Genomic DNA, 22725 nt, shown 5'->3' on the forward strand with positions numbered 1-22725 from the left:
CGGTATGGCAGGTGTCTCTACCGAACAAACATCGGAATACTACCGCCTCGCCCCGCCTCCTCCGTGTCGAGACCGCAGTCGCAGCATCCGGAATGTCGTCACCGCTGGTGACGGGGGTGGGAACACCTCCTTGGCCTTTATCTTCGCCCCCTGTACGACGAGGTGCCATGCGTTGGCATCGCCCGCGAGTACCGCCCCCGCCGTCGACTTCATCTGCTCATAGGTGGCGTGCGGGGGAATCGGTGTGCGCCACCCATCGCGCGTAACTTCCAGGTGACCCGATTGAGGTCGTTGTTGTGGAAGATGCACACGATCAGGCGGGCGTCGGTCCACTCCCGGTGATAGCGGGCGATGGTCAGGAGTTCGGCGAGTCCTTCATCTGCATCGCCCCGTCACCGACGAGCGCGACAACCGGACGGCCGGGATGCGCGAACTTGGCGCCGAGAGCGTAGGGACACCCGCACCCATGGTGGCCAGCGTGCCGGACAACGATCCGCGCATGTCTTCCCGCAACCGCACGCACCGCGCGTGTTCGACCCGACCATCAGCAGCGTCCCGCATCAGCTCGTAGCTGGGCCAGGTGCCGAGCAAGCCGATCGCGCCGGTGACGAACGGCGGATCATCGGGAGCAGTCCGGCCGCCCCAGCAGCATGACACCGTGGCGCGAACGGGTTTGGCCCGCGCAGTCCGGGGCATAGCTACAACAGTGGGTCCGTCGAGGACACACGCTTCGCAGCGCTGTCGAGGAGGAATCATGGGTACCGAACCAGGCGAGCAGCTCCAAGAGGAGCCGCAAGCCGAACGGGGTCCCGTCGGCTCACGCGACTCGGGTCCGGACGAAGCCGGGGCGGGTCCGTCGGACCGGGAGGCGGGAACCTTGGATCAGGAGGAAGTGGCCACGACGGGTGAAGGCCCTGATCCCGGTCGGGAACACGTCGCCGGGCCCGCCGGCGGCTCCACTCCACCGGGAGACGCCCAGCCCGCAACACCGCCCTACGACGGCCGCACCACCAGCACGGCCGAGGGCCGTCCGGAGCACGACGAGCACGTCGACGCGAACCGGCTCCAGGACAAGGATCCCGACGACACAGCCCGCGGAGCGGTAGCGTCGCCGTCGGAGGAGAAGCCGGCGGCCGACACCGAGCAGGCGGAGTCGAGCGACGAGGGCGTCGGACCTGCACACGAAACAGGTGTCGGTAAGGGCGAAGACAAGAAGTAGACCTGGCCGCCGCCTCTACGGACGGCGGAGCTTCTTCTTGTGGGAGCTGTCACAAAAGGGCGCAATGCCGGTTCTTCCACACCGGCACAGCGCCACCGTGGCCCGGTTCGACGGTAACGGGTTACCGTCGGTATCGAACAATTGCGCCGAACCGCGGACGAGAAGTGGCCCATCCGGGCACACCGTGATGGTCACGTCGGATCCGTCGGTTCCCGTTGTGAAATTGGAGTCCATATGACCACCTTGCACTCTCGGTCGTTGTCGGAGACAGTGGCCCCTTCCGGATCCGCGATGCCGTTTCCTGCATCACGCGGCCCCGTGAGCGAGCTCTTGTTCTCCATTCTGCGCGGAGACGTCGAGGACAGCGAATCGTTGGTGACGGCGGCGCGTTCCCTCACAGAAACTTCCGCGGACACGACGGTCGACGGGCGTCCCGCCATCCTCTACGACGAGGACGCCCAGATCTGTCTCACCGCCCTCTACGAACTGCATCTGCAGGGCATTGCGGGCGTCGGAGACGACTGGGAGTGGAACACCGATCTGCTCGCGGCGCGGGAAGCTCTGGAGGTTCCGTTCGAGGCGGCCATCCGGATCGTCGCGAACCCGCCGACCGATTCGACAGGTGTGGTGGCGGAACTGTGGAAAATGACCGCACCCACCGCCGGACCCGGCCTGTCCGCCTTCATGGCACGCGACGCCGACCTCCAGCACTTCCGCGAACTGCTCGTCCACCGCTCACTGAACCAGCTCCGCGAAGCGGACGTGCACACGCTCGGCATCCCGCGACTCGCCGGCGCACCGAAGGCGGCGTTGGTCGAAGTTCAATCGGACGAATACGGCGGTGGCCGCCCCGAGCGCATGCACTCCGCACTGTTCGCCACCACCATGCGGGAACTCGGGCTCTCCGACCGCTACGCCCACTACATCGACGCCGTTCCCGCGATCACCCTGGCGTCCCTGAACGCGCTCTCACTATTCGGCCTTCACCGCCGCCTACTGGGTGCACTGGTCGGGCACCTCTGCGCGGTCGAAACCACCTCGGCATTGCCGAGTAAGAAATACAGCGCCGGACTGACCCGGCTCGGCTTCGGCAAGGCCGCCACGCTGTTCTTCGACGAGCACGTCGAAGCCGACTCCGTGCACGAGCAGATAGTCTGCCGCGACCTCGCGGGCGGTCTGGTGTCCGCGAGCCCGTCAACCGGCGACGATATCCTGCTCGGCGCCGCGGCGTGCCTCGCATTCGACGACCTCGTCGGTGACCACGTCACCCGATGCTGGGAACAGGGCATCAGCTCACTGCGGCAGGAGATCGAGTAGACGCCGAACCACGCCTCAGGTTCCGGATGCCGCGACCGCGCTCTCGAGGTCACTGAGCGACGTCTCGAGATGCGTGATGATGCGCTGCAGGTGGGGGACCGCGTGACGGTCGCCGACGACGCCGACATCGAGTTGACCCGCCCGACTGGTGACCGTGATGCTCAGCGCCTGACCGCCGAGGATCGTCGGCACCGGATACACGGCGTCCAGGCGGGCGCCGTTCCAGTACCTCGGCCTCGACGGGCCCGGCATGTACGAAATCATGACGTTGAACGGCGGGGGAGTGTCGTCGACGAACCTTCGCACCGGTTCGAGCAGTATCGGACTGATCGCGAGCGCGCTCATCAGCTGGAACTGGTTGTGGCTGAGCGCACCGAACACCTTGTGCGTGTGTTCCATGGCGTCCGTGATGCGCGCCAGACGCGCTGCCGGATTGCGTTCATCGGTGGCCAAGCCCACGACCATCGCACCCACACCGTGATCCCGCCCGCGCGGTCCGATCGCAGGACCGCCGAGATCGAGTGGCACCGGCAGCATCGCCGTCAACGGCGCATCCGGTAGCGCGTAATTCTCGAGCAGATAGCTACGGAGCGCGCCCGAACACATCGCGAGAACGACCGTGTCGATGGTGGTGCGGGCGGCCGATGCGACGGCCAGCAGTCGCCGAATCGGCCACGACCGCGCCGCCACCTTCCGGGCCCGACCCACCGGCACGTTCAGCATGGTGTGGGGCGACTGCAGGGGGAGGGTCAGATGCTGCTCACGGAGGCCGTCCATGGTGGCCTTCGCGGCCGCGGGGACCACACCCACCAGGCTGGTCGCCGCCCGCCAGCCCGCACGGACGGCCGCCACCGGGAACGGTGAGGTGCGCTGCGACTTCGCCGCGACACCGGGTGTCCACGGCGCCGGGCAGTTCGTGTCGTCGGGCTCACTCGACAAGGCATGATGGAGCAACCGCAAACCCGCCGGACCGTCCATCAGCGACAGGTGAATCTTCGAGTACACGGCGGTCCGCCCGTCGGCGAGTCCTTCGATGACATGCATCTCCCACATCGGATGCTGCGGATCGAGCGGTATTCCGTGCATCTGGGACACCAGAGACAGCAAATCGTCCATCCGTCCGGCGCCCGGCACCGCGCTGTGCCGCACGTGATACCCCAGATCCAACCGGTCATCGACCGACCACCACGGATAACCGACTCCTCGAAGCGGGCGAATAGCCCGCTTACGGAACAGTTGGGACGACTCCTCCTGGGACGTCAACGCCTCGAACATCGTCCGGGCGTGGTCTACGCCGGCCTCGGCCGGCGGATCGAACAGTTCGAGCGCCCCCACGTGCAGCGGATGGGACGGTGTCTCGAACAGCACGAACAGCGCCTCCATGGGGCTCATCACCAACATCCGCACCCCCGTTCGGGCGACCACGAGCCGCGCTGGCACGTCGGCCTGTCCATCGATGGGATCTGCTTGTCCGGGCCGGACGGCAGAGCCCCACACCACGGCGTAAGCAGATCACGAAAAGGCTGTCGCCATGCCCATTTCGGTGCCGCCGATTCGAAATTCCGTCACCACCACACACTGCGTGCGGCCCGGAACATGCCGGGCAACGGCCACGATATGGCGATGATTCGACTGCTACCGCCTCGGGTATGCGGTCAGCACGCCGCAGTCATACCCGGGTACGACTTCGGCCAGGTCTTGTCGGTTGAGCCCTACAGCCGACGAGGCCGTGCTTCGGCACGACACCGGTCTTCCGTGTCGGCGGACGCGGCGATCAGGGACGCTTCACCACCCGGTCGCGGCGCCCGCGCCCGGCAGTCTCCGTACCGATTCGCGAACATCGATCGTGTTCTATCGACGAAAGATTCTCTGCGGCACCGCTATTCGGATCGGAGTCGTCCATCTGCGTCGGCGTCGACCGGAAGTATCCGTCGATCAACTCGAGGGCGCGGTCGGAACACAGCGCGGGCGGTGGGGTCCGTCCGATCCCGAGTCCCGCGATGACGACGATGCTGCCGCGCCCGACCCCCTCCGCACCGAGCGACCACCCGAAGTGCCGGTTCCACACCAGAACCGCATTGCGCCCCGGCAGGTAGCGCAACCGCAACGGCAGGACCAGAACGACATCGACGCCCTCGGAGTCCCACCAATCGATCGAATCGGCATGAACGCACCGGGCGACCGCGTGGATGTAATCCCGAACAGTTCGCCCGTCGGCAACACCTGTTCCAGTTTTCATCGTTCACCGCCTCAGCTGTAGAAACACGACATACCCTGGCCGGTTGCGGTTGAAACTTCACGCACAGCCGGTGTATTCGGCGGGTGCTCGCCGCCGCGGTTGGGTAGCCTCGCGGCATGCCTTACTTGGAGCGGTCCGAAGACGTGTTCGTTCTCTACCTGGGTGAGCGGGGAAGTCGCGACAGCGAGAATGCCTTCCACCCGGACTGGCTCGAGCAGGTCGGGGACTTGCTGGACGAGGTCGAAAGCACGGACGGTCCCGGCGCGCTCGTCACCACCGCCGTCGGCAAGTTCTACTCCACCGGCCTCGACACCACGTGGGTCGTGCAGAACACGGACAAGCTGAACTCCTACATCGACCGCGTGCAGGAACTGTTCGCCCGGATACTGACGTTCCCGCTGCCCACCGTCGCAGCCCTACCCGGACACACTTTCGGTGGCGGCGCCATCCTAGCCACCGCCCACGATCACCGGATCATGCGCGAAGACCGCGGCTACTTCTGCCTGCCCGGGATCAGCATCGGCGCCAGCTACGCGCCCGGAAGCATTGCCCTCCTCGCGGCGCGACTGCCTGCGCCCGCGGCGCACACCGCCCTCGTCACCGGTCACCGCTACGGCGGTGCCGAAGCCCACGCCGCGGGCCTCGTCGACGACGTCGCCGCCGAGGACGACGTCCTCCCCAGAGCGATCGAACATGCCCGCGGGCTGGCCGCCACCCGCGGCCGCACCCTGCGCGAGATCAAAACCACCCTCTACACCGACGTCGTCGCATCCCTGCGCACCCCTGTGCAGAATCTCCAGGCTCAGGAGGCACTCAGCGCAGACTGACACCGGTGGATGTGCCGGATCGGCGCGTGCGCGTCCACTCGTCGAGGAGGAACCCGAGGCCCATCCCGAGCATCCATACATCCTTGCTGACCGCTAACCCGTTCTCGTTCGGCCAGATACTTCCCGGGTTACGCAGCCCCGGTGTCCGCGCATACATCGCGACCAAACCACCGGAAAAGGCGGTGAGTGCCGCGCCGGCCAGCGCGGTCGGCACGAGCGGCACCAACAGTGCGGCGCCGGTGCCGATCTCCGCCACCGACAGCATCTTCAGAAATCGTGCCGGCGGCACTCCGTTCAGAAAGGGAAAGGCGCCCGCGGCCATGCCGTGGATACCCGCGGCCGTCTGCTCGTCGCCGGGCCACTTCTGAAGTCCCGAATGCAAGATGAAACCTCCGGTCGCTATCCGTCCGGGCAGCTGTCCGAGTGTGGGAAGTCGCATGGGTTATCTCCTGCCGAGTACGAGGAAACGCCGGAATGGCTCCCTTCAGCCTCCCATCCGGCCGCCCGGCCGGGGAAGCCTCGGCCGGACTCTCGAGTGGGTGCAGGGTGTGCGGAGACGAAGTCGTCGATGATGCTGACAACCTCACCAGGCGCCTCCAGATGCGGATAGTGGCCGACACCGTCGAGGACGGCGAGTCGACTGCCCGGCATTGCATCGTGCGCCGCATAGGCGTGAGCGACGGGAATGATTCGGTCCGAGTCCCCCCAGATCAACTGGGTGGGCCGGTCGGCGTTCAAATAGAGACGGCTCAGCGCACTGACGGCCTGACCCCGGTAGTCGACGACGGCGCGCAATGTACGCAGAAATGCATGCCGAGTGTCCGGATCGGAGAGCGATGCGTAGGACTGCCACATCTCGTCACCCCGCACCGACCGCAGACCCGCCGCCCCCAGCCACGAGCGCACTGTGTTCCCCGCCTCTCGCACGACCCCCGGCGCGATCAGAGGCAGGAGAAACTCGGCTCCCGGCGCAGCCAGCAACCGGAGGGTCCAATTGACATCGCGTCCCAGCCCACCGCTACCGATGAGCACCAACCGATTACACAGTTCCGGATGCTGGTAGGAAAATTGCATCGCCACTCCGCCGCCCAACGACTGCCCGACGACCGTCACCCGTGGGATGCCGAGTTCGTCGAGGAGATCGCGCAACCACGCGGCGAATGCGCCGAGGGAGTAGTCACCGCGCGGTTTGGCGGAGCTGCCGTGGCCCGGCAGGTCCGGCGCCAGAACCTGATACCGGCGCGAGAGTTGGGGGATGACCGCACGCCAGGTGTCGGAGCTGCCGGCCATACCGTGTATCAGCAGGAGCGTCTCACCCTCACCGGAGAGGTGATAGGCAGCTTCGTCCCCGTGCAGTTCAGTGCGTTGGAGGCGAGACATCAACGCAACCTTCCCTTCGAATGGCGCCGAAGGTCGTATGGTACCCATCCTCGCCGAACCCGCAAGGCCTCCGCGCTGGTGTATCCGCGTGATGGAACACAGGTCAGGGCAGGTCGAGGCGTGCCTGCTCAGGTGCAGCGGCGTTGTCGACGACACAGAAGAGGTTGCCCTCGGTGTCGGCGAGGACCACGAAATCGGAGTCGTCGGGGTAGCGGTCCCAGGGCACCCGTCGTGCGCCGAGCCCGACGAGTCGTTCGATCTCGGCCGCCTGGTCGTCGCTGTCCCTGGCATAGAGGTCGAGGTGCATTCGCGGCTCGACCTGGGCGTCGTGGTCGCTCTGCTGGATCGACAGCAGCGGCCGCCCGTCGGGCAGATACAGGTTGGTGAAGCCGTTGCCGCCGAACGGATCGCCGGCGGTCAGCCCGAGTGCCCCTGCCCAGAACGCGGTTGCCCGCCGGATGTCGCGTGCCCCTATGACTGTGGTCCCAAATATCAGCATGCGCAGAATCTATGTCGATCGTCCCCGTCCTGTGGCCATGTTCGCCCGAAGAGCACCGCTCAGTCGGCGACGTCGCGGTGTGCCAGGACCTTCGCGATCCGCAGGCGAACCAGCAGCTCGCCTGCGACGCCGTTGCGTTCGCCGAACTCCTCGGCTCGGTCGACTCCCATGTACCGGCCACCGAGCCGCGCCGCCCATCGGCGCAGCTCGGCCGGATCCTCGGACACCGCGGCTGTTCCGGTGATCACAACGTATGCGAACGGTGGTCGGTCGTCGTCGACACACAGCGCGGCACGCCCGTCTCGGAGGAGGTTGCGTCCTTTGACGGTGGTCTTGCCGGTCGTGAACACGAGGTCGTCACCGTCCAGGACGAACCAGATGGGGGCCACGTGGGGGCTGCCGTCGGCGCGGACGGTCGACAGCTTGCCCGTGCGTGTTCCCGCCGAGACGAAAGTGCGCCATTCCTCGTCCGACATCCGTTCAGCCATGCCGTCATTCTCACACCTGAACCATCCCGGCAGCGGTAGAACGCGACGACGCGCGTGCGAGCGCGAATGCTAGGTCATGGGTTGACCACAGTGGACGCCGTCCGGCGGCCGTCATTACGTCACAGTGACGAAATGCGGTCAGGTGGCTGGAGTTCGGGAGCGCGGGGCAGCGGGGTCTCAGGCTCGCACGGGCACGTATGCGCCGACTCGTCGCAAGCCGTCCACATATCGGGACGCTCGCTGTGGCTGCATATTATCCAACAGCATGAATCATCCGGACGTTCCGACGGGCGCCGGTTCGATCCCTCGCGACGTGCACTCCAGCGCAGCGTTGCAAGTCCGGCTAAGCAAGCAGAAGGCCGACCGACACACGGCCGTGGGAAAAGGCGTCCACGGGTATACCTGCAGACCATTCCGGGCGATGTGAGTGGTAAACCGCCAGGTCGGTAATTTGCCGATAATCGACATTATGTCAACTAGCGCGCGGACGGAGCACCCCCGGCGTCCGTTGTCGCGCTCCCGTCGACCCCCTTCCGGCTCACTGCGGGTTCACCGACGAATGGTGATGGGCGATCAGCCACTTACCGTCTTCGTACCGATACACCCACGTCACCCTGGCTGCCACATCTCGGCCATTGGCGTTGATGACCCAGCGACCCACGTTGTACGCGAGGTTGCAATCCGAGTATTTGACGCTTTCCTCCATGCGGATCTTGGGATCGGCTTTGATCAGGTTGGCGAAATACTCCGTGATCTCCCCCGGAGTGTCTGCTATAGGCACCGACAGCGTCGGCAGCAGCACCGCGTCCGACCGGTACAACTCGGCCACCTTGCTCGCGTCGCCGGTGCTCAGCGCCTCATTCCAATTTTCGAAAAGTGCATCCAGCTCGCTGTCGGTCGCGCGGACGCAATCCCCTTCTCCGCCAGCGGAATTGTCCGCCGTGCATGCCGTGATCGACATTGCCAACGCGAGAACTGCGAAGCCTGAGCCGAACGCCGTGGTCCTCATATCAGCCTCCGCGAAAAGATGCATAGGAAAGCCGCCAACCGATAGAGCGTAACTCCGGGGCCACCGCCTGCAGATGCAAATTGCACAGCGGATGCCGCAAGCCGGAGTTCGCTGCGACCGGCTACCGTCAACACATGCTGACGGTGGCGCGATGCCTTGGTCCTGAACTGGTCGACCTCGTTCTATCGCGATGTCGCAGTGGGGTTCGGAACAGCCGGTTTCCGATGACGCCTCCGGTACCACGCGTGGGCGGATTGTTTGCTCATCCCGAGAACACGTCCGATTTCGGACCAACTGGCTCCGTCCGCCAATGCGCGCCTGACGACGTCGAATCGTGCGTTGTGGAGTTCATTTTCGAGGTGGATGCTGATCGCCAGGGCGTCGAGATGACTGGGCGCCGGCGATCGCAGCTGAGCCCGTTCTGCGAGTTCCCTCCGCCGGGCAGCAGTTTCCTCGTCGCCCCGTTCGGCCGCCGCCACGGCTGCTTCGCTCATGTTCTGCACACTGTCGTAATGAACCCACAGCGCAGAGAGCCCCTCGACTCCCCTGACGCCCTGCTGATCGCCGCTTTCCACGCCGTCAGCTTAAGCTGACGGCGTCGTCGGCGGTGCGATCGACTCAGGTCAGGCGGCTCGTGGCGGCATGCGATACCGGAGGGTGGCCGACCAGCACCCAGCGGTGCCTATTTCCTGTGTCAGGGATGGTGCAAGCTTCTAGTAGCGGCACACAGGTCGCCGACAATCAAGGAGCAGCATGAGCCGAACCACGACAGCCCGGGCCACCGTTGCCGCCCTCGCTGCGCTCGCGATCTCACTGACCGGCGCCGCCGGAATCGCCTCCGCCAAGCCTGCCTCGCCCGGATCCGGGCCCAGCACCGTCTCCCCCAGCCAGAACGTCGAAATCCCCGGCCAGTGGGTGTGCTTCCCGGATGGCGTCTGCATCTGGGTTTCTTCGAAGTAGGGTGTCGACCGAGCCTCGAGGGGCCGGTCCCGTCGCCCGAACGACATGCAGAGTAAAGCCGCCAACACCAGGGTGTCGGCGGCTTCTCGGGTGACGGTGCACGCCAGTGCGCCTCTCGGCAAGTGGTCGCTCGCAGCGACAATATTGATGTGGTACCCGGGGCATTGGGTCGAACACCGTCGGCCTGTTCAACCCCGCCGGTCCCCCACGTATTCCCGCACTCCTGGGCGCGCGAAGGTGTGAGGCCGGCCACCGCTCGGTCACCCCTCTTCGAGCCTAGCGCTGCTGCTCACGAGTCGGCACAGTCCTGCGCGACGGCGGTCACCGCAGGATTACAGCAACTCTGTGAGCTATGAGGATGCATGATCGAGAGGTGTTATTTCATCTCTGCGCCACGTGCGGCGTCGAACAGGACCCAACAACGCCCCTTCCCGGCGAATGCGCAATCTGTGCGGACGAACGCCAGTACATCCCACTGGGTGGTCAGGAGTGGACGACCGCCGAGGACCTCACCCGTTCCGGTCACCGCATTGTCGAGCGCGAACTCGAACCCGGGCTGCGCGGACTGTCTGTGGAACCGAAGGTCGCGATCGGCCAGCAGTCTCTGGTGCTGAGCACCCCGGCCGGATCGCTGCTGTGGGATCCGATCGGCCATATCGACCCGTCCGCGGTCGAGGCTGTGGCCGCCCACGGGCCAGTACTCGCGGTCGCGGCCAGTCATCCGCACATGTTCGGCGTCCAAACCCAGTGGTCGAAGGCACTCGGGAATGTTCCGATCCTCGTGGCCGACGCAGATCGTGCATGGCTGGCGCGCACCGACGGCCCGATCGAGTTCTGGTCCGGCACCCACGATGTCGCGCCGGGGCTGACGTTGCATCAGATCGGTGGGCACTTCCCGGGTAGTGCCGTGGCGCATTGGCGCGACGGCGCGGACGGGAAGGGTGTTCTTCTCACGGGGGACGGTGTCTTCCCCAATCCGGATCGCCGTACGATGTCGTTTCTACGCTCGTATCCCAACCGACTGCCACTCTCGGCCGCCGTTGTCAGGAGGATCGCCGACCAGCTGTCCCAGCTCGAATTCGACCGCATCGTCGGCAATTTCGACAATTCGATCGACACCGACGGTCGGGCGGCGCTCGAGTACTCGGCGGCCCGCCACTGCGCCTGGGTGAATGGCGAATTCGACGACCTGACGTGACCACCCCTCATGACGTCGGAGGTAATGGCCGCGACCACCCCGCCACCCTAGGCTGGCCTGCATGACGACCCTGGACGATCGGCATACTTCGCACGTCGGCATCCACTTGCGAACGTGGCGGGAACGCCGCCGGTTGAGTCAGCTGGAGCTGGCGAATCGGGCAGAGGTCTCGGCGCGGCACGTCAGCTTCATGGAGACCGGGCGATCCAATCCGACGCGGGCGATGCTGCTGCGGCTGAGCGAGCATCTGGACATTCCCCTGCGCGAGCGGAACGAACTGCTGCTCGCGGGCGGATTCGCGCCGGAGTTCCCCGAGCACCGCCTGTCGGATGTGTCGATGGCGTCGATTGCGGACGCGATCGAGAAAATTCTTACCGCGCATTCGCCGTATCCGGCGGTGGTCGTGGACCGGCACTGGAACATGGTCGACGCCAATGACGCGGCGGCGATCTTGACGGACGGCTGTGCGCCGTCGTTGCTGGAACCGCCGGTCAACGTGCTGCGCCTCAGTCTCCATCCGGACGGGATGGCGCCGCGCATCGTGGATCTGGCCCAGTGGCGTGGGCATCTTCTGCATCGGCTCGCACACCAGATCGCGGTGACCGGTGACGACCGGCTCCGGGAACTGCTCGACGAGTTGAGCGGGTACCCCGGCGGTATATCGGAAGCCGGTGACCCAGCCGGTTCCCTCGTCGTTCCGCTCCGTATACGCCACCGCGGCGCAGAGCTGACCTTCCTCAGCACAACGACGATGTTCGGCACCCCACTCGACGTGACCGTGGCGGAACTCGCCATCGAATCGTTCTTTCCCGCTGACGCCACGACAGCGGCTACCCTGCGCAGTAGCGTGAGCAGCGACTGAGGAGGTACGTCCATGGACTGGGCAGCAATAGGTGTGGGATTCGGTTACGTGGTGGTCGTGCTGACCATTCTCGTGGTGGTCGTGGGCGTCATAGCACTGTTCGTCTACTCGATCAAGTCGGACTACATCGTGCCGACCGACGAGAAATCGCGGTCGACGCGGCGGATCGAGCGAGCGCGGTAGATGCGTCAACCGCACAGGCGGGTGGTTCCCTCGGCGAGGGAACCACCCGCCTGTCGCTGTGCGCGGGCACCGGCCGGTCTCTGGATCGATTCCGTCCGAAGCAAGCCTTACTGAGACGCCCGTGGGCAAGACGACTACCGTTACACACGTCGCCTAGATTCGAGGAGCACGGAATGAGTATCCAGTCGGTTGAGTCACGCCGCCATCGCGTCGTGGTCATTGGATCCGGCTTCGGTGGTCTGTTCGGCACGCAGGCCCTCAAGAAGGCCGACGTCGACATCACCATGATTGCGCGCACCACTCACCACCTGTTCCAGCCCTTGCTGTACCAGGTGGCCACCGGCATTCTCTCTGTCGGCGACATCGCGCCCGCCACCCGGCTCGTGCTGCGTAAGCAGAAGAACGCTCGGGTGTTGCTCGGCGATGTCGAGTCGATCGACCTGGAAACGAAGACCATCACGTCCCGCTTCCTGGACCGGACCACCATCACTCCGTACGACAGCCTGATCGTGGCGGCGGGGGCAGGCCAGTCCTACTTTGGCAACGACCATTTCTCCGAGTTCGCGCCCGGAATGAAAACGATCGATGACGCGCTCGAGTTGCGTGGTCGCATCCTGGGCGCCTTCGAACAGGCGGAGCTGTCCCACGATCCGGAAGAACGCGCCCGGCTGCTCACGTTCGTGGTGGTGGGTGCGGGCCCGACGGGTGTCGAGTTGGCGGGGCAGATCGCCGAATTGTCACGTCGCACTTTGTCCGGCGCTTTCCGGAACATCGACCCGCGCGAGGCCCGAGTGATTCTCCTCGACGGCGCCGGGGACGTGCTGCCGGTGTATGGCGGCAAGTTGAGCCGCAAGGCAGCCGAGCAGCTCGAGAGGCTCGGCATCGAGATTCAGCTGGGCGCAATGGTCACGGACGTCGACGTCGACGGACTCGTGGTGAAGGACAAGGACGGAACCCAGCGGCGCATCGAGTCGCAGTGCAAGGTGTGGTCTGCCGGTGTGCAGGCCAGCCCGCTGGGCAAGCAGATCGCCGACCAGTCCGAAGCCGAGGTCGACCGGGCGGGCCGGTTGCTCGTGAACCCCGACCTGTCGGTGCCGGGCCACCCCGAGGTCTTCGTCATCGGCGACATGATGTCGCTGGACAAGCTGCCGGGGCTGGCGCAGGTCGCCATGCAGGGCGGAAAGTACGCGGCCAAGCAGATCATCGCCGGCTTACACGGTCAAAAGCCCGAAGATCGCCCGCCGTTCAAGTATTTCGACAAGGGCAGCATGGCCACGATCTCCCGGTTCAGCGCCGTCGCGAAGGTGGGCAAGCTCGAAATCAGTGGCTTCATCGGCTGGGTGGCTTGGCTGGCGATCCACCTGATGTATCTGGTCGGCTTCCGCAGCCGGTTGTCCACTCTGCTGTCGTGGACGGTGACGTTCCTCGGTCGTGGACGCGCGCAGATGGCATCCACCGAACAGTGGGTGTTCGCCCGCAATGCCATGGAACAGCTGGAACGCCACGAGCGCGAGAAGCAGGCTTCAATCGAACCGTCGACCGCTACAGGGCAGCGCAAGGCCGCGGGCTAGTTCCCGACCACAGCGAACACAGGCGCAGGGCACCGGGCTACTGGGTGCCCTTCGCCCGTTCGTGTCACTGATGGTTCGCTGGAGAAGTGCAGCGTGCGCGAGGTCTGGTTCATCGCGGACCGACTGCACCCACCGCCGCGGCGTAGCGAGGTCGGGTTGTCGGCGGTGGAGAAACCCGCAGGCGACCACGGTGATGGTCTGGCCGGGCCGCCAGTTTCGGTTGTCGTCCTGACCTCGGCAGGAATCGCCTCGAGCGCCGGGTATCCGGTGATCCCGCGCGGAAGTGTCGACCCACTCCGCTGTACCGGATTAGAATCGCGGGTTGGAAGGTCATTTCTTCGGCATCCCACAGCACCCGGAGAGCGCCAGTATCGGGCTGGCGGACTAGTAGGCGCGCATGAATGACGCGAGAGTACTGGCACACCGCTACCGGTTGGACGCGGTGCTCGGCATCGGTGGAATGGGTCGCGTGTACCGCGCGTGGGACTCTGTTCTGGACCGTCCGGTGGCAGTCAAGGTGCTACGAACCGAACTACTCGAAGAGGATCCCACGGGAAATTGCCTGGAGCGATTTCGTCGGGAAGCGCGAATTGTTGCCAGCTTCGACCACCCAGCGATCGTCCATGTGTACGACTTGGGTGAGGATATGCTCGGCGGCGAGCGAGCGCATTTCCTCGTCATGCAACTTGTTTCGGGGAAGACCTTGCAGCAGCGTCACCGCACGGATGGCCCGCTTGCGCTGCCTCTCCTCGTCCACGTCATGGGTGACGTGCTGAGTGCGCTGCAGCACGCTCACGAACGCGGAGTTGTTCACCGAGATGTGAAGCCGGCGAACGTTATGCTCACTGATTCCGGAGCGGTGAAGGTGATGGACTTCGGGATTGCGCACCTGAGGGGTTGCAGTAACCTGCTGACGGGAACCGGCAACATTATCGGCACCGTCGCCTATCTGGCACCTGAGCAGGCTCGCGACAGCCGGCTCGTCGATGCGCGCTCCGACGTGTACTCCGTCGGATGTATGTTGTATCACCTCCTCACCGACCGGCTGCCCTTCCCTGGTGATACCCCGTGGCAGATCCTCGCCTCGCAGCTGGAGCGTCGTTACGTTCCGGCTTCTGAGGTGAGACCGATGCTCGGCACCGTCTTCGACGACGTTCTGAAGCGGGCCCTTGCCCTCGAACCAGACCATCGCTATTCCAGTGCCGCCGAAATGTGTGTGGAGCTGTTCGCCCTGAAGCCCAGCCTCTCGGCCGAACCGGGCCAGTTCGCGTCCGACCGCACCTCGGCGTCCGCATCCGCATCCGCATCCGCGACGATGTTGTCGGGACCGGACGACACCGAAACGCAGGTTGCGAACCTGCCCAGCAAATTCCACTCCACAGCGCCGGCTTCGGGACCCATAGGCCTGCAGACCGGATCGTCGCCGGAAGTGCGCCATCCGTCCTTCGACAGCCTGGCGCCGCCACCGCTCACACCGGCATCTCCGCCGACGGATCAACCGTTGGTCGGCAGAACCGGGCCGAGCCGCCGGGAAGTCCTGGCCGGTTTGGGTGGAGGGGCAGTACTCGTGGCCGGTGGGGCCGCGATCTGGTTGATCACGTCCTCCTCGGACGGGAAGCCCTCTTCTCCAACGCTTTCCGGTCGACCCGGCGCGGTGCTGTGGACTGCTTCGGCTGGCACCGTGATCATCTTCTCGGCGCCGACCCTGGGTGCCGGCCTCGTCTACATAGGTGGCTACGACAACAACGTGTACGCGTTGGACGCAGCGACCGGGGTGCAGCGCTGGACAGCTGCCACTGGGGACCGGGTCAGGCCGTCGCCGGCCTTCGCCGACGGACTGGTCTATGTCGCGAGCTGGGACGGGAACGTCTACGCACTCGAGGCGAAGACGGGAGAAGAGCGCTGGAAGACCGCACCCGGCAACCCGGGCGACACGTTCCCGGTTTCACCGGTGGTGTCCGACGGGACGGTGTACTTCGGTGCTACCGACTGGTACGTCTACGGGCTCGACTCGGCCACCGGTGCGATGCGCTGGAAGACCCGCACCAACGGTGCCGCCGCCGCGGCCCCAGCGGTCGCCGATAGTGTGGTGTACCTCGGAACCGAGGGGTACGTGTACGCGCTGGATGCCCACACCGGCACGGCGCAGTGGGCGAGCCCCGTGGGGGGCCAGGTCTGGTCGTCGCCGGCCGTTGGGGACGGACGCGTCTACCTCGGCAACGAGGACTTCGCGGTGTATGCGCTCGACGCCGGCTCCGGCGAAGTCCGCTGGAAGACCCTTACCGGCGGCGAGGTTTATTCGTCGCCGGCGGCAGCGGGGGGCCTGGTTTACGTCGGCAGCTACGACAAGAACGTGTATGCGCTCGACGCCGGCTCCGGCGAAGTCCGCTGGAAGACCCTTACCGGCGGTCAGGTTCATTCGTCACCGGCCGTGGCAGACGGCGTGGTTTATGTCGCCAGCTGGGACGGCTACCTCTATGCCCTTGACGCGCAGGACGGCACGGTACGGTGGAAAACTCCTATGGGCGGGCAGGTCTGGTCTTCGCCGACCGTCTCCGACAAGCTGGTCTACCTCGGCAATTACAACGGGAAGGTATACGCCGTCGAGAGATGACCGCGGTTACCTCGGTACGTACTCCTCATGCCAAACGATCTCGCGGGTGGCGTAACTGACGTTGCCGAGCAGCGGCAGGTAACGTTCGTAGCGTGTGCGATCGGCGAAGACCGCTGCGGGACTCGCATTGTCCGCTATGTAAGTGTCGACGCTGCCTGGCGAATCGAGCACGATCGGTTTTGCCACGATAACCCGCGGGATCTGCTTACCCTCGATCCAGTCGGCGGCAAATTGTCCCAGCCCGTATCCCATCAGGTGCCACGGGAACGCAATGCTGGCGCGGTAGGGTCCGTCGTTCTTGACAAGTGCCAGCGCCTCCTTGTCGCCGTCGACACCGGAGAAGTACATGTCGTCGGCGAGCTTGCCGGACTGGTCCAATGCCCTGTAGGCGCCCACCACCAGGGTGTCACCACCGAGGATGATCCTGATGTCGGGCTGCTCCGCGATGACGGTGCTCATGATCGCGGCACCATTGGCGGTCGAGATGTCGGGTGCATCCACATCGCTGACCACGCTCAAGCCACTGCCTGCGCTCCGCAGGCCGTCCAGTACGCCGGCGTGCCTCAACTGCAGCTGCGGTGAGGCGGAGTCCAAATTGAAGTAGTGCACTTTCGCGTTCCCCTGGAGGCGCGCGGTCGCGAAATCCGCTGCTGCCTTGCCCTGCGTGAAACCGATGTCGTACTGGTTGGCGGCGACCTGGAGCGTGCTCGGCTGAGTGATGATGCCTTGCACGCAGACGCCTTGTCGCAAGGCGGCATCGAGGATGGGGCGTTGAATCACCGCGTTGAGCGGTTGGAATGCCAGTGCGCCGACGCCGCGGGCGAGGAACGTTTCGAGCTGGCGGAGATTCTTCGTAGGGTCGTCGCCAGAGAAGGCGGTGAGGTATTGCAATCCCCGTTCCCTCGACGCGGCTTCCACTCCGGCGCCGAGGGCGAGGAAAAATTCTGCGGCCGCGGTGCTGGCCCAAGCGGCGCGCCGGGGTAGTCCAGTGGGGGGTCCGCTTGGCAACGAGGGATCGAATTGGCCGAGTTCCTCAGGCGGCGCCGGCGATTTTGGGCCGCCGGCCTGCGAATTGCCGTTCTTCGACGCACACGCCGCCGAGAGCGCGGCGCCGGCCATGCCAGACCCCGCCAGCGCCCCTAGTCTGAGCAGGTCACGGCGACTCAGTCCGGGCAGGTGCCGCTTCTCGAACGGCATGGCTCGACGATAGCAAGCGAATCAGTTCGTGGCGATCTAGATGGCGTTGCCCGGTTGGCGGATGCGCGAGTTGTCGGCGACCCCACCCGCACCAGGGCCGACTCGTCGAGCTCGGTCACTTGCCCAGCGAGGCGGTGTCGGTGATGTTCGCCAATCGGACCTGACCCTTCGAGACCAGCCGATCGTTCTCGTCGGTGATCCGGACCTCCCACAATTGCTGGGTGCGACCGCGGTGAATCGGGCTGGCCTCGGCGGTCAGCGTGCCGTCGCGTGTGGCGCGGAGAAAGTCGGTGTTGTTGTTGACCCCGACCACGTGTCCCCGACCGCCCAACCACATCATTCCGGCCGTGCTTGCCACCGATTCGACGACCGCGCAGTACACGCCGCCGTGCTGAATTCCGGCGGGCTGCTGCAGGTCCGGGGTGACCGTCCACTGGGCGCACACGCGATCCGGACCGAGTTCGGTGTACTCGAGACCGATCACGGCATCGAATCCCTTGCCCAATCGCTGAAGCATCACGTCGGTGCCGATCGGACCGTCGCCGTTCGTGGCCTGCCGTTCGGGGGAACCCACCATCACACACTCCATTGGATCACTGGGCGCTGTCGCAGCGCATTCGTTTCTCCTGCCTACACGACGTCGGTGCGGGAGCGGGAAGCAGGTGTGCCGAAAACAGATCGGCGGGCCCCACACCCTTCGGTGTGAGGCCCGCCATGAGTGGACCGGGAGTCTCTGCAGCCCTCAGGACTCCGGTACGGTCCGGCAGTTCGGTTCGAGATGTCGTGCGTGCCGACGTGGCCCCCTGACTATAGGCAAGGCTGCCCTAATTTTGCAACCGCTTCAGTGGATCCGCGTCAGCCGGGTCTTCCACCGGACCGGCGCACCGGCGGACACGAAAGCGTCCAATATGCCCTGACCGCGGCGCTGAGCGGCCGACTCCCCCTCGCCTGCGAGGATCGGCACGTATGTCGAGGCGCCGAGTACTGCCTCCCCGACCAGACCCCAGAAGCGAGAGGCGTCGATCGGCGTGCACCGCGCGATCGCGTCGAAAATCGCGTGCAGCGATGTGAGGCAACGGTGAACGGTCCAAACCAGGAGTGCTCGTTCACACGGCACTGTCACCGTGCCCCGGGTGCCGGCCCACGGATCGTCGGGCAGAACCCGCATCGTGTCGTCGGCGAGCCCCGCCCAATCGATGCCGCCGTCGCTGTCCATGTGAATCCACAGATTCTCGAGGCCCGGGTCCCACGCGCGCCCTTCGAGGACGACGAGCGCGGTGACTCGCCCGACCACGGCGTGGATGAGCGAGGTGGCGACCTGCATCGCGGCGACGTCGGGGTCCGGAACGTCCTCGAGGGAGCGGGCCCACATACGCGGAACGCGGTCACCGTCCAGATCGTCTGCAAGCGACCACCACCGCCGTTTTCCCTCGTCGGCCATCGATGCGACCGCATACATCCGCGGATAGTCGGGATTCAATGAGCGAAGGCGCGCGCAGGACGCGTCCAGAGCGGTCGCGGGGGCAGACAGGGTAGAAGTCACCGTGCACTCCAATCGGTCGGGTGGAACCGTTCTCAACGTAGGTGAGCCTAACCAAATTACAAGAGTTGCTTTCCTGTGATGTAGAGCACCCACTGCAGCGCGCCGGAAGTGGACATACCGCCCGCAGGGACATCAGAGATAGGGTTCCGTAACCTAAGTAGTTGAATCGGTGCAGATTCGGTTCCGGTGCACACACGTCAGGAGCTTTTCCCGCAGTGACGACGACGAGACAGTTCGGCAGCGACCTCCCGCACCTGCCGACCGACGAGGAGTACGGGAAGCGCGACATTCCGCGCGGTCCGGCTCCCCTGCCTCTGCGGGCACTCGCAGGATTCCTGGATGCGGTCGTGGTGGCCATTCCCCTGGTTCTCGGCTGGTACATCGTCGATGCGCTCAGTGACAGCAACGGCGGCGGTCAGGCAGACCGGGTCGTCTTCGGTGGTGCAACCGTCGCGATCGCCGTCGGACTGGCGGTCTGGAACAAAGGGTTTCGGGAGGGCAACACCGGGCAGAGCTCGGGCAAGGGGTGGGTCGGTCTCGTGACCCGGGATGCGACGAGCCTCGGCGCGATCGGCCCGAAGCGATCGTTGTGGCGCCTGGTTCAGCGGTCCGGTACCGAGGTGGTCCGCGACCGTACAGCGGACGACGAGGGATTCGTGGCTCGCGAGAAGGACGGGTCCGTCGCCGCGATCCGCCGCCGCCGGCTGATCGGACTGGGCGTCCTCGTGGTCTTGCTCGGGCTCGTGTTGCTCGCCAGCATCGCGGTCGGGGCGCGCCCCCTCTCGTTCACGGAGATCTTTTCCGCGCTGTTCGACGCGGACGGGTCCCAGGCGGACATCATCGTCCGTACGTTGCGTGGCCCCCGCACGATCCTCGGCCTCGTCGTCGGAATGGCACTAGGGGTTGCGGGTGCGCTGATCCAGGGTCACACCCGTAATCCCCTCGCGGACGCGGGCCTTCTCGGCCTCAACGCGGGCGCCGCGTTCCTCGTCGTCCTCTCGATGTACCTGTTCGGATTCAGCGCCCCGAGTGAGTACCTCTGGTTCGCCTTCGCCGGATCGTTCCTTGCGAGCGTGGTGGTGTTCGGCCTGTCATCGATCGGCAACGGAGCCGCCAGCCCGTTGAGCCTCGCCCTGGCCGGAGCCGCGGTCGCCTTCTTCCTGCAGGCGATGACCAACGCGATCATCATCGTCGACCAGGCCAGCCTCGACTCCTACCGGTTCTGGGTGGTCGGTTCCGTGGCCGGACGCGGATTCGATGTGCTCTGGCAGGTGCTGCCGTTCCTCGTGATCGGTTTGCTGCTCGCCCTCGCCAGCACCCCTGGCCTCAACGTGCTGAGCCTCGGCGAAGACGTGGCCCGCTCCCTCGGCACCAACATCGGCGCGAGCCGCGCCCTCGGCATCGTGGCGATCACCCTGCTGACCGGGGCAGCGACGGCCGCCTGCGGTCCGATCGCCTTCATCGGCCTCGTCGTTCCGCACGTGGCACGCGCGATCACCGGCCCCGACTACCGCTGGCTGGTGCCCTACGCGGGACTCCTCGGCGGCGTGATGCTGGTGACCGCGGACGTCATCGGACGTGTTGTCGTGCGCCCCGGTGAACTTCAGGTCGGGATCGTCCTGGCCGTCTTCGGTGCCCCATTCTTCATTGCGTTGGTGCGGCGCAGAAAGCTGGCAAGCCTGTGACCGTCGACGACCAGACCCGCCCCGATCCGGTCGCGCCGGCGAAGTCACGCGTCCCGGCACGACCGCCTTTCCGGCTCGGTCCGCTTTCCCTCGTCCTGCGTCCCCTCGGCATCGCGGTGAACGTTGCGCTCCTCGCGGCGCTGTTCCTCGTGCTGTGCCTGAATATCGGCCGCGGCGACTACCCGCTGTCCATCCCCGAGGTCACCACGGTCCTCTTCGGCGGCGGCACCAAGGCGCAGAGCTTCATCGTCATGGATCTACGACTGCCGCGGTCGTTGACCGGGGTGTTCATCGGCATGGCCCTCGGACTCGCCGGCGCGCTGACCCAGTCGATCGCCCGCAACGCGCTGGCCAGCCCCGACATTCTCGGGATCACCTCGGGCGCGAGTGCGGCCGCCGTCGCCCTCATCGTCCTCGGCGGAGGTGGCAGCTTCGTCGGGCTCCTCGCCACCCTGGGAATTCCTCTGGCCGCGTTGTGCGGTGCACTTTTGACCGCGCTGACCATCTATCTGCTGGCGTGGCGCGGCGGGGTCGAGGGCTACCGGCTGATCCTCATCGGCATCGGCATCAACGCCATGCTCATCGCCGTCACCGGATGGCTTCTCATCTCCGCGGACATCAACGACGCCTCCCGCGCCCAGGTGTGGCTCAACGGGTCACTGAATGGTGCGTCGTGGAGTCAGGTGTGGCCGGTGATGGTCGCGGTCGTCCTCGTCGGCGGTTATGCGATCGGATCCTCGTTCACGATGGGTGCGCTGCGCCTCGGCGACGACAATGCCGTGTCGCTGGGTGTGCGACTGCAGTGGTCGCAGGCACGGTTACTGCTCATGGCGGTGGCCCTCGCCGGAATCGCGACAGCGGCCGCCGGCCCGGTTGGATTCGTCGCACTCGCCGCCCCGCAGGTGGCGCTGCGGTTGGTGCGGTCGGCCGGGCCACCCCTCATCGCGTCCGCGTTGACGGGTGCGGTGCTCGTGGTCGGCAGCGATGTGATCGCGCGGACGATCCTGCCGGTCGAGTTGCCGGTCGGTATCGTCACCTCGGCCCTCGGTGGGCCGTTCCTGCTCTACCTGTTGGTTCGCAACAATCGGAAGGTTTCGGCATGACCGTGCAGACCGACTCTCGGCTGAGCGCCGAGGACCTGAGCCTGGGATACGGCGACCGCATCATCGTCGAGAACCTGAATCTCGAGGTGAAGACCGGGGTGATCACCACCGTGATCGGCCCCAACGGGTGCGGAAAGTCCACCTTGCTGCGGGCGCTCGGCCGGCTCCTGAAACCTCGGTCCGGTTCGGTGGTCCTCGACGGCAAGGCGATCGGTTCGCTGCGCACCAAGGATGTGGCCCGCATCCTCGGGATGCTCCCCCAGGCGCCGATCGCGCCGGAGGGGCTCACCGTCGCCGACCTCGTGGCCCGCGGACGGCATCCGCACCAGTCGTGGATTCGGCAGTGGTCGTCCGACGACGAAGGCGAGGTGGCGGAGGCACTTGCGCTGACCGGAGTCTCCGAACTGGCGGACCGCCCCGTCGACCAGCTGTCCGGTGGGCAACGCCAACGCGCCTGGATCTCCATGGCGTTGGCGCAGGGCACCGACATTCTGCTGCTCGACGAGCCCACCACCTACCTGGATCTCGCGCATTCGATCGAGGTGCTCGACTTGGTGGACCGGATGCACGAGGAGATGGGCCGCACCGTCGTGATGGTGCTGCACGACCTCAACCTGGCGATCCGCTACAGCGACCAGCTGATCGTGATGCGTGATGGCAAGGTCGTCGCCGCCGGCGCACCCAAGGACATCATTTCTGCCGAACTTCTCCTCGAGGTGTTCGGGCTCGAAGCCGCGGTGATCGGCGACCCGGTGTCCGACCGTCCGCTGGTGGTGCCGATCGGCACCCGCCATGTGTACGGCGCGGTGGGCGGCCCGGAGCGGGCCTAAG

Annotated in this window: 23 protein-coding genes and 1 pseudogene; 12 read left to right on the forward strand and 12 right to left on the reverse strand. The window is 65.8% G+C overall.

The window, feature by feature from the left end; translation table 11 throughout:
- Positions 1-39: 39 nt before the first annotated feature.
- Positions 40-531, reverse strand: a pseudogene (locus CBI38_RS15260) (thiamine pyrophosphate-dependent enzyme); the annotation flags it as partial.
- Positions 532-754: 223 nt separating this feature from the next.
- Here CBI38_RS15260 and CBI38_RS15265 point away from each other — a divergent pair.
- Positions 755-1219 carry a hypothetical protein gene (locus CBI38_RS15265; protein WP_109330041.1) on the forward strand — a complete coding sequence of 155 codons (465 nt, stop codon included), beginning with the start codon at positions 755-757 and terminating at the stop codon, positions 1217-1219.
- A 15-nt stretch (positions 1220-1234) separates the two neighbouring features.
- On the opposite strand, the gene CBI38_RS15270 is transcribed toward CBI38_RS15265, so the two are convergent.
- Positions 1235-1453 carry a CDGSH iron-sulfur domain-containing protein gene (locus tag CBI38_RS15270; RefSeq protein ID WP_109330043.1) on the reverse strand — a complete coding sequence of 73 codons (219 nt, stop codon included), beginning with the start codon at positions 1451-1453 and terminating at the stop codon, positions 1235-1237.
- Between CBI38_RS15270 and CBI38_RS15275 the strand changes: the two genes are divergently transcribed.
- Complete coding sequence (locus CBI38_RS15275; protein WP_109330045.1) at positions 1454-2536, forward strand: iron-containing redox enzyme family protein; 1083 nt, start codon at positions 1454-1456, stop codon at positions 2534-2536.
- Between the two features lie 15 nt (positions 2537-2551).
- On the opposite strand, the gene CBI38_RS15280 is transcribed toward CBI38_RS15275, so the two are convergent.
- On the reverse strand, positions 2552-3937 hold the full coding sequence (locus tag CBI38_RS15280) for a WS/DGAT/MGAT family O-acyltransferase (protein WP_109335104.1): 1386 nt from the start codon (positions 3935-3937) through the stop codon (positions 2552-2554).
- Positions 3938-4310: 373 nt separating this feature from the next.
- Complete coding sequence (locus CBI38_RS15285; RefSeq protein WP_109330047.1) at positions 4311-4775, reverse strand: DUF6292 family protein; 465 nt, start codon at positions 4773-4775, stop codon at positions 4311-4313.
- Between the two features lie 116 nt (positions 4776-4891).
- Here CBI38_RS15285 and CBI38_RS15290 point away from each other — a divergent pair, with 116 nt between their 5' ends.
- Positions 4892-5602 (forward strand): enoyl-CoA hydratase/isomerase family protein, encoded by a 711-nt coding sequence (locus tag CBI38_RS15290; RefSeq protein WP_109330049.1) that lies wholly within the window; start codon positions 4892-4894, stop codon positions 5600-5602.
- Here CBI38_RS15290 and CBI38_RS15295 read toward each other — a convergent pair.
- From CBI38_RS15295 to CBI38_RS15315, 5 genes are all read right to left on the reverse strand, one after another.
- Positions 5589-6041, reverse strand: coding sequence for a hypothetical protein (locus CBI38_RS15295; protein ID WP_109330051.1), 453 nt, complete (start codon positions 6039-6041; stop codon positions 5589-5591). The two genes, CBI38_RS15290 and CBI38_RS15295, sit on opposite strands and share 14 nt — an antisense overlap.
- Positions 6002-6982: an alpha/beta fold hydrolase gene (locus tag CBI38_RS15300; protein WP_109330053.1), complete on the reverse strand. Its 981-nt coding sequence runs from the start codon at positions 6980-6982 to the stop codon at positions 6002-6004. The genes CBI38_RS15295 and CBI38_RS15300 overlap by 40 nt, the downstream gene beginning before the upstream one ends.
- A 103-nt stretch (positions 6983-7085) precedes the next feature.
- Positions 7086-7481 (reverse strand): VOC family protein, encoded by a 396-nt coding sequence (locus CBI38_RS15305; protein ID WP_109330055.1) that lies wholly within the window; start codon positions 7479-7481, stop codon positions 7086-7088.
- Positions 7482-7540: 59 nt separating this feature from the next.
- The gene (locus CBI38_RS15310; protein WP_109330057.1) at positions 7541-7969 is read right to left on the reverse strand and encodes a PPOX class F420-dependent oxidoreductase; all 429 of its coding nucleotides are present in this window, start codon (positions 7967-7969) and stop codon (positions 7541-7543) included.
- Between the two features lie 538 nt (positions 7970-8507).
- A complete protein-coding gene (locus CBI38_RS15315; protein ID WP_109330059.1) occupies positions 8508-8978 on the reverse strand; it encodes an SgcJ/EcaC family oxidoreductase in 471 nt (156 codons plus the stop codon).
- A 753-nt stretch (positions 8979-9731) separates the two neighbouring features.
- Between CBI38_RS15315 and CBI38_RS37880 the strand changes: the two genes are divergently transcribed.
- From CBI38_RS37880 to CBI38_RS15350, 6 genes are all read left to right on the forward strand, one after another.
- Positions 9732-9938: a hypothetical protein gene (locus tag CBI38_RS37880; protein ID WP_162603237.1), complete on the forward strand. Its 207-nt coding sequence runs from the start codon at positions 9732-9734 to the stop codon at positions 9936-9938.
- A gap of 373 nt (positions 9939-10311) precedes the next feature.
- Positions 10312-11136: an MBL fold metallo-hydrolase gene (locus CBI38_RS15330; RefSeq protein WP_109330065.1), complete on the forward strand. Its 825-nt coding sequence runs from the start codon at positions 10312-10314 to the stop codon at positions 11134-11136.
- Between the two features lie 61 nt (positions 11137-11197).
- Positions 11198-11998 (forward strand): helix-turn-helix domain-containing protein, encoded by an 801-nt coding sequence (locus CBI38_RS15335; RefSeq protein WP_109330067.1) that lies wholly within the window; start codon positions 11198-11200, stop codon positions 11996-11998.
- A gap of 12 nt (positions 11999-12010) precedes the next feature.
- Positions 12011-12181 (forward strand): adenylate cyclase, encoded by a 171-nt coding sequence (locus tag CBI38_RS15340; protein WP_109330069.1) that lies wholly within the window; start codon positions 12011-12013, stop codon positions 12179-12181.
- A 173-nt stretch (positions 12182-12354) separates the two neighbouring features.
- A complete protein-coding gene (locus tag CBI38_RS15345) occupies positions 12355-13752 on the forward strand; it encodes an NAD(P)/FAD-dependent oxidoreductase (RefSeq protein ID WP_109330071.1) in 1398 nt (465 codons plus the stop codon).
- 460 nt (positions 13753-14212) lie between these two features.
- Positions 14213-16366 carry a serine/threonine-protein kinase gene (locus tag CBI38_RS15350; RefSeq protein WP_230990235.1) on the forward strand — a complete coding sequence of 718 codons (2154 nt, stop codon included), beginning with the start codon at positions 14213-14215 and terminating at the stop codon, positions 16364-16366.
- A 6-nt stretch (positions 16367-16372) separates the two neighbouring features.
- On the opposite strand, the gene CBI38_RS15355 is transcribed toward CBI38_RS15350, so the two are convergent.
- The 3 genes from CBI38_RS15355 to CBI38_RS15365 form a co-directional block, all read right to left on the reverse strand.
- Positions 16373-17485, reverse strand: coding sequence for a sugar ABC transporter substrate-binding protein (locus tag CBI38_RS15355; protein WP_162603238.1), 1113 nt, complete (start codon positions 17483-17485; stop codon positions 16373-16375).
- A 193-nt stretch (positions 17486-17678) separates the two neighbouring features.
- On the reverse strand, positions 17679-18140 hold the full coding sequence (locus CBI38_RS15360) for a PaaI family thioesterase (protein ID WP_109335105.1): 462 nt from the start codon (positions 18138-18140) through the stop codon (positions 17679-17681).
- Positions 18141-18404: 264 nt separating this feature from the next.
- Complete coding sequence (locus tag CBI38_RS15365; RefSeq protein WP_418328338.1) at positions 18405-19118, reverse strand: hypothetical protein; 714 nt, start codon at positions 19116-19118, stop codon at positions 18405-18407.
- Between the two features lie 203 nt (positions 19119-19321).
- Between CBI38_RS15365 and CBI38_RS15370 the strand changes: the two genes are divergently transcribed.
- The 3 genes from CBI38_RS15370 to CBI38_RS15380 are packed head-to-tail and all read left to right on the forward strand — an operon-like array spanning position 19322 to position 22724.
- A complete protein-coding gene (locus CBI38_RS15370; RefSeq protein ID WP_109330078.1) occupies positions 19322-20791 on the forward strand; it encodes a FecCD family ABC transporter permease in 1470 nt (489 codons plus the stop codon).
- Complete coding sequence (locus CBI38_RS15375) at positions 20788-21894, forward strand: FecCD family ABC transporter permease (RefSeq protein WP_109330081.1); 1107 nt, start codon at positions 20788-20790, stop codon at positions 21892-21894. The genes CBI38_RS15370 and CBI38_RS15375 overlap by 4 nt, the downstream gene beginning before the upstream one ends.
- Positions 21891-22724, forward strand: coding sequence for an ABC transporter ATP-binding protein (locus CBI38_RS15380; RefSeq protein WP_109330083.1), 834 nt, complete (start codon positions 21891-21893; stop codon positions 22722-22724). The genes CBI38_RS15375 and CBI38_RS15380 overlap by 4 nt, the downstream gene beginning before the upstream one ends.
- Position 22725: the final 1 nt, after the last annotated feature.

Source organism: Rhodococcus oxybenzonivorans (genome assembly GCF_003130705.1).
GTDB classification, from domain to species: Bacteria; Actinomycetota; Actinomycetes; order Mycobacteriales; family Mycobacteriaceae; genus Rhodococcus_F; species Rhodococcus_F oxybenzonivorans.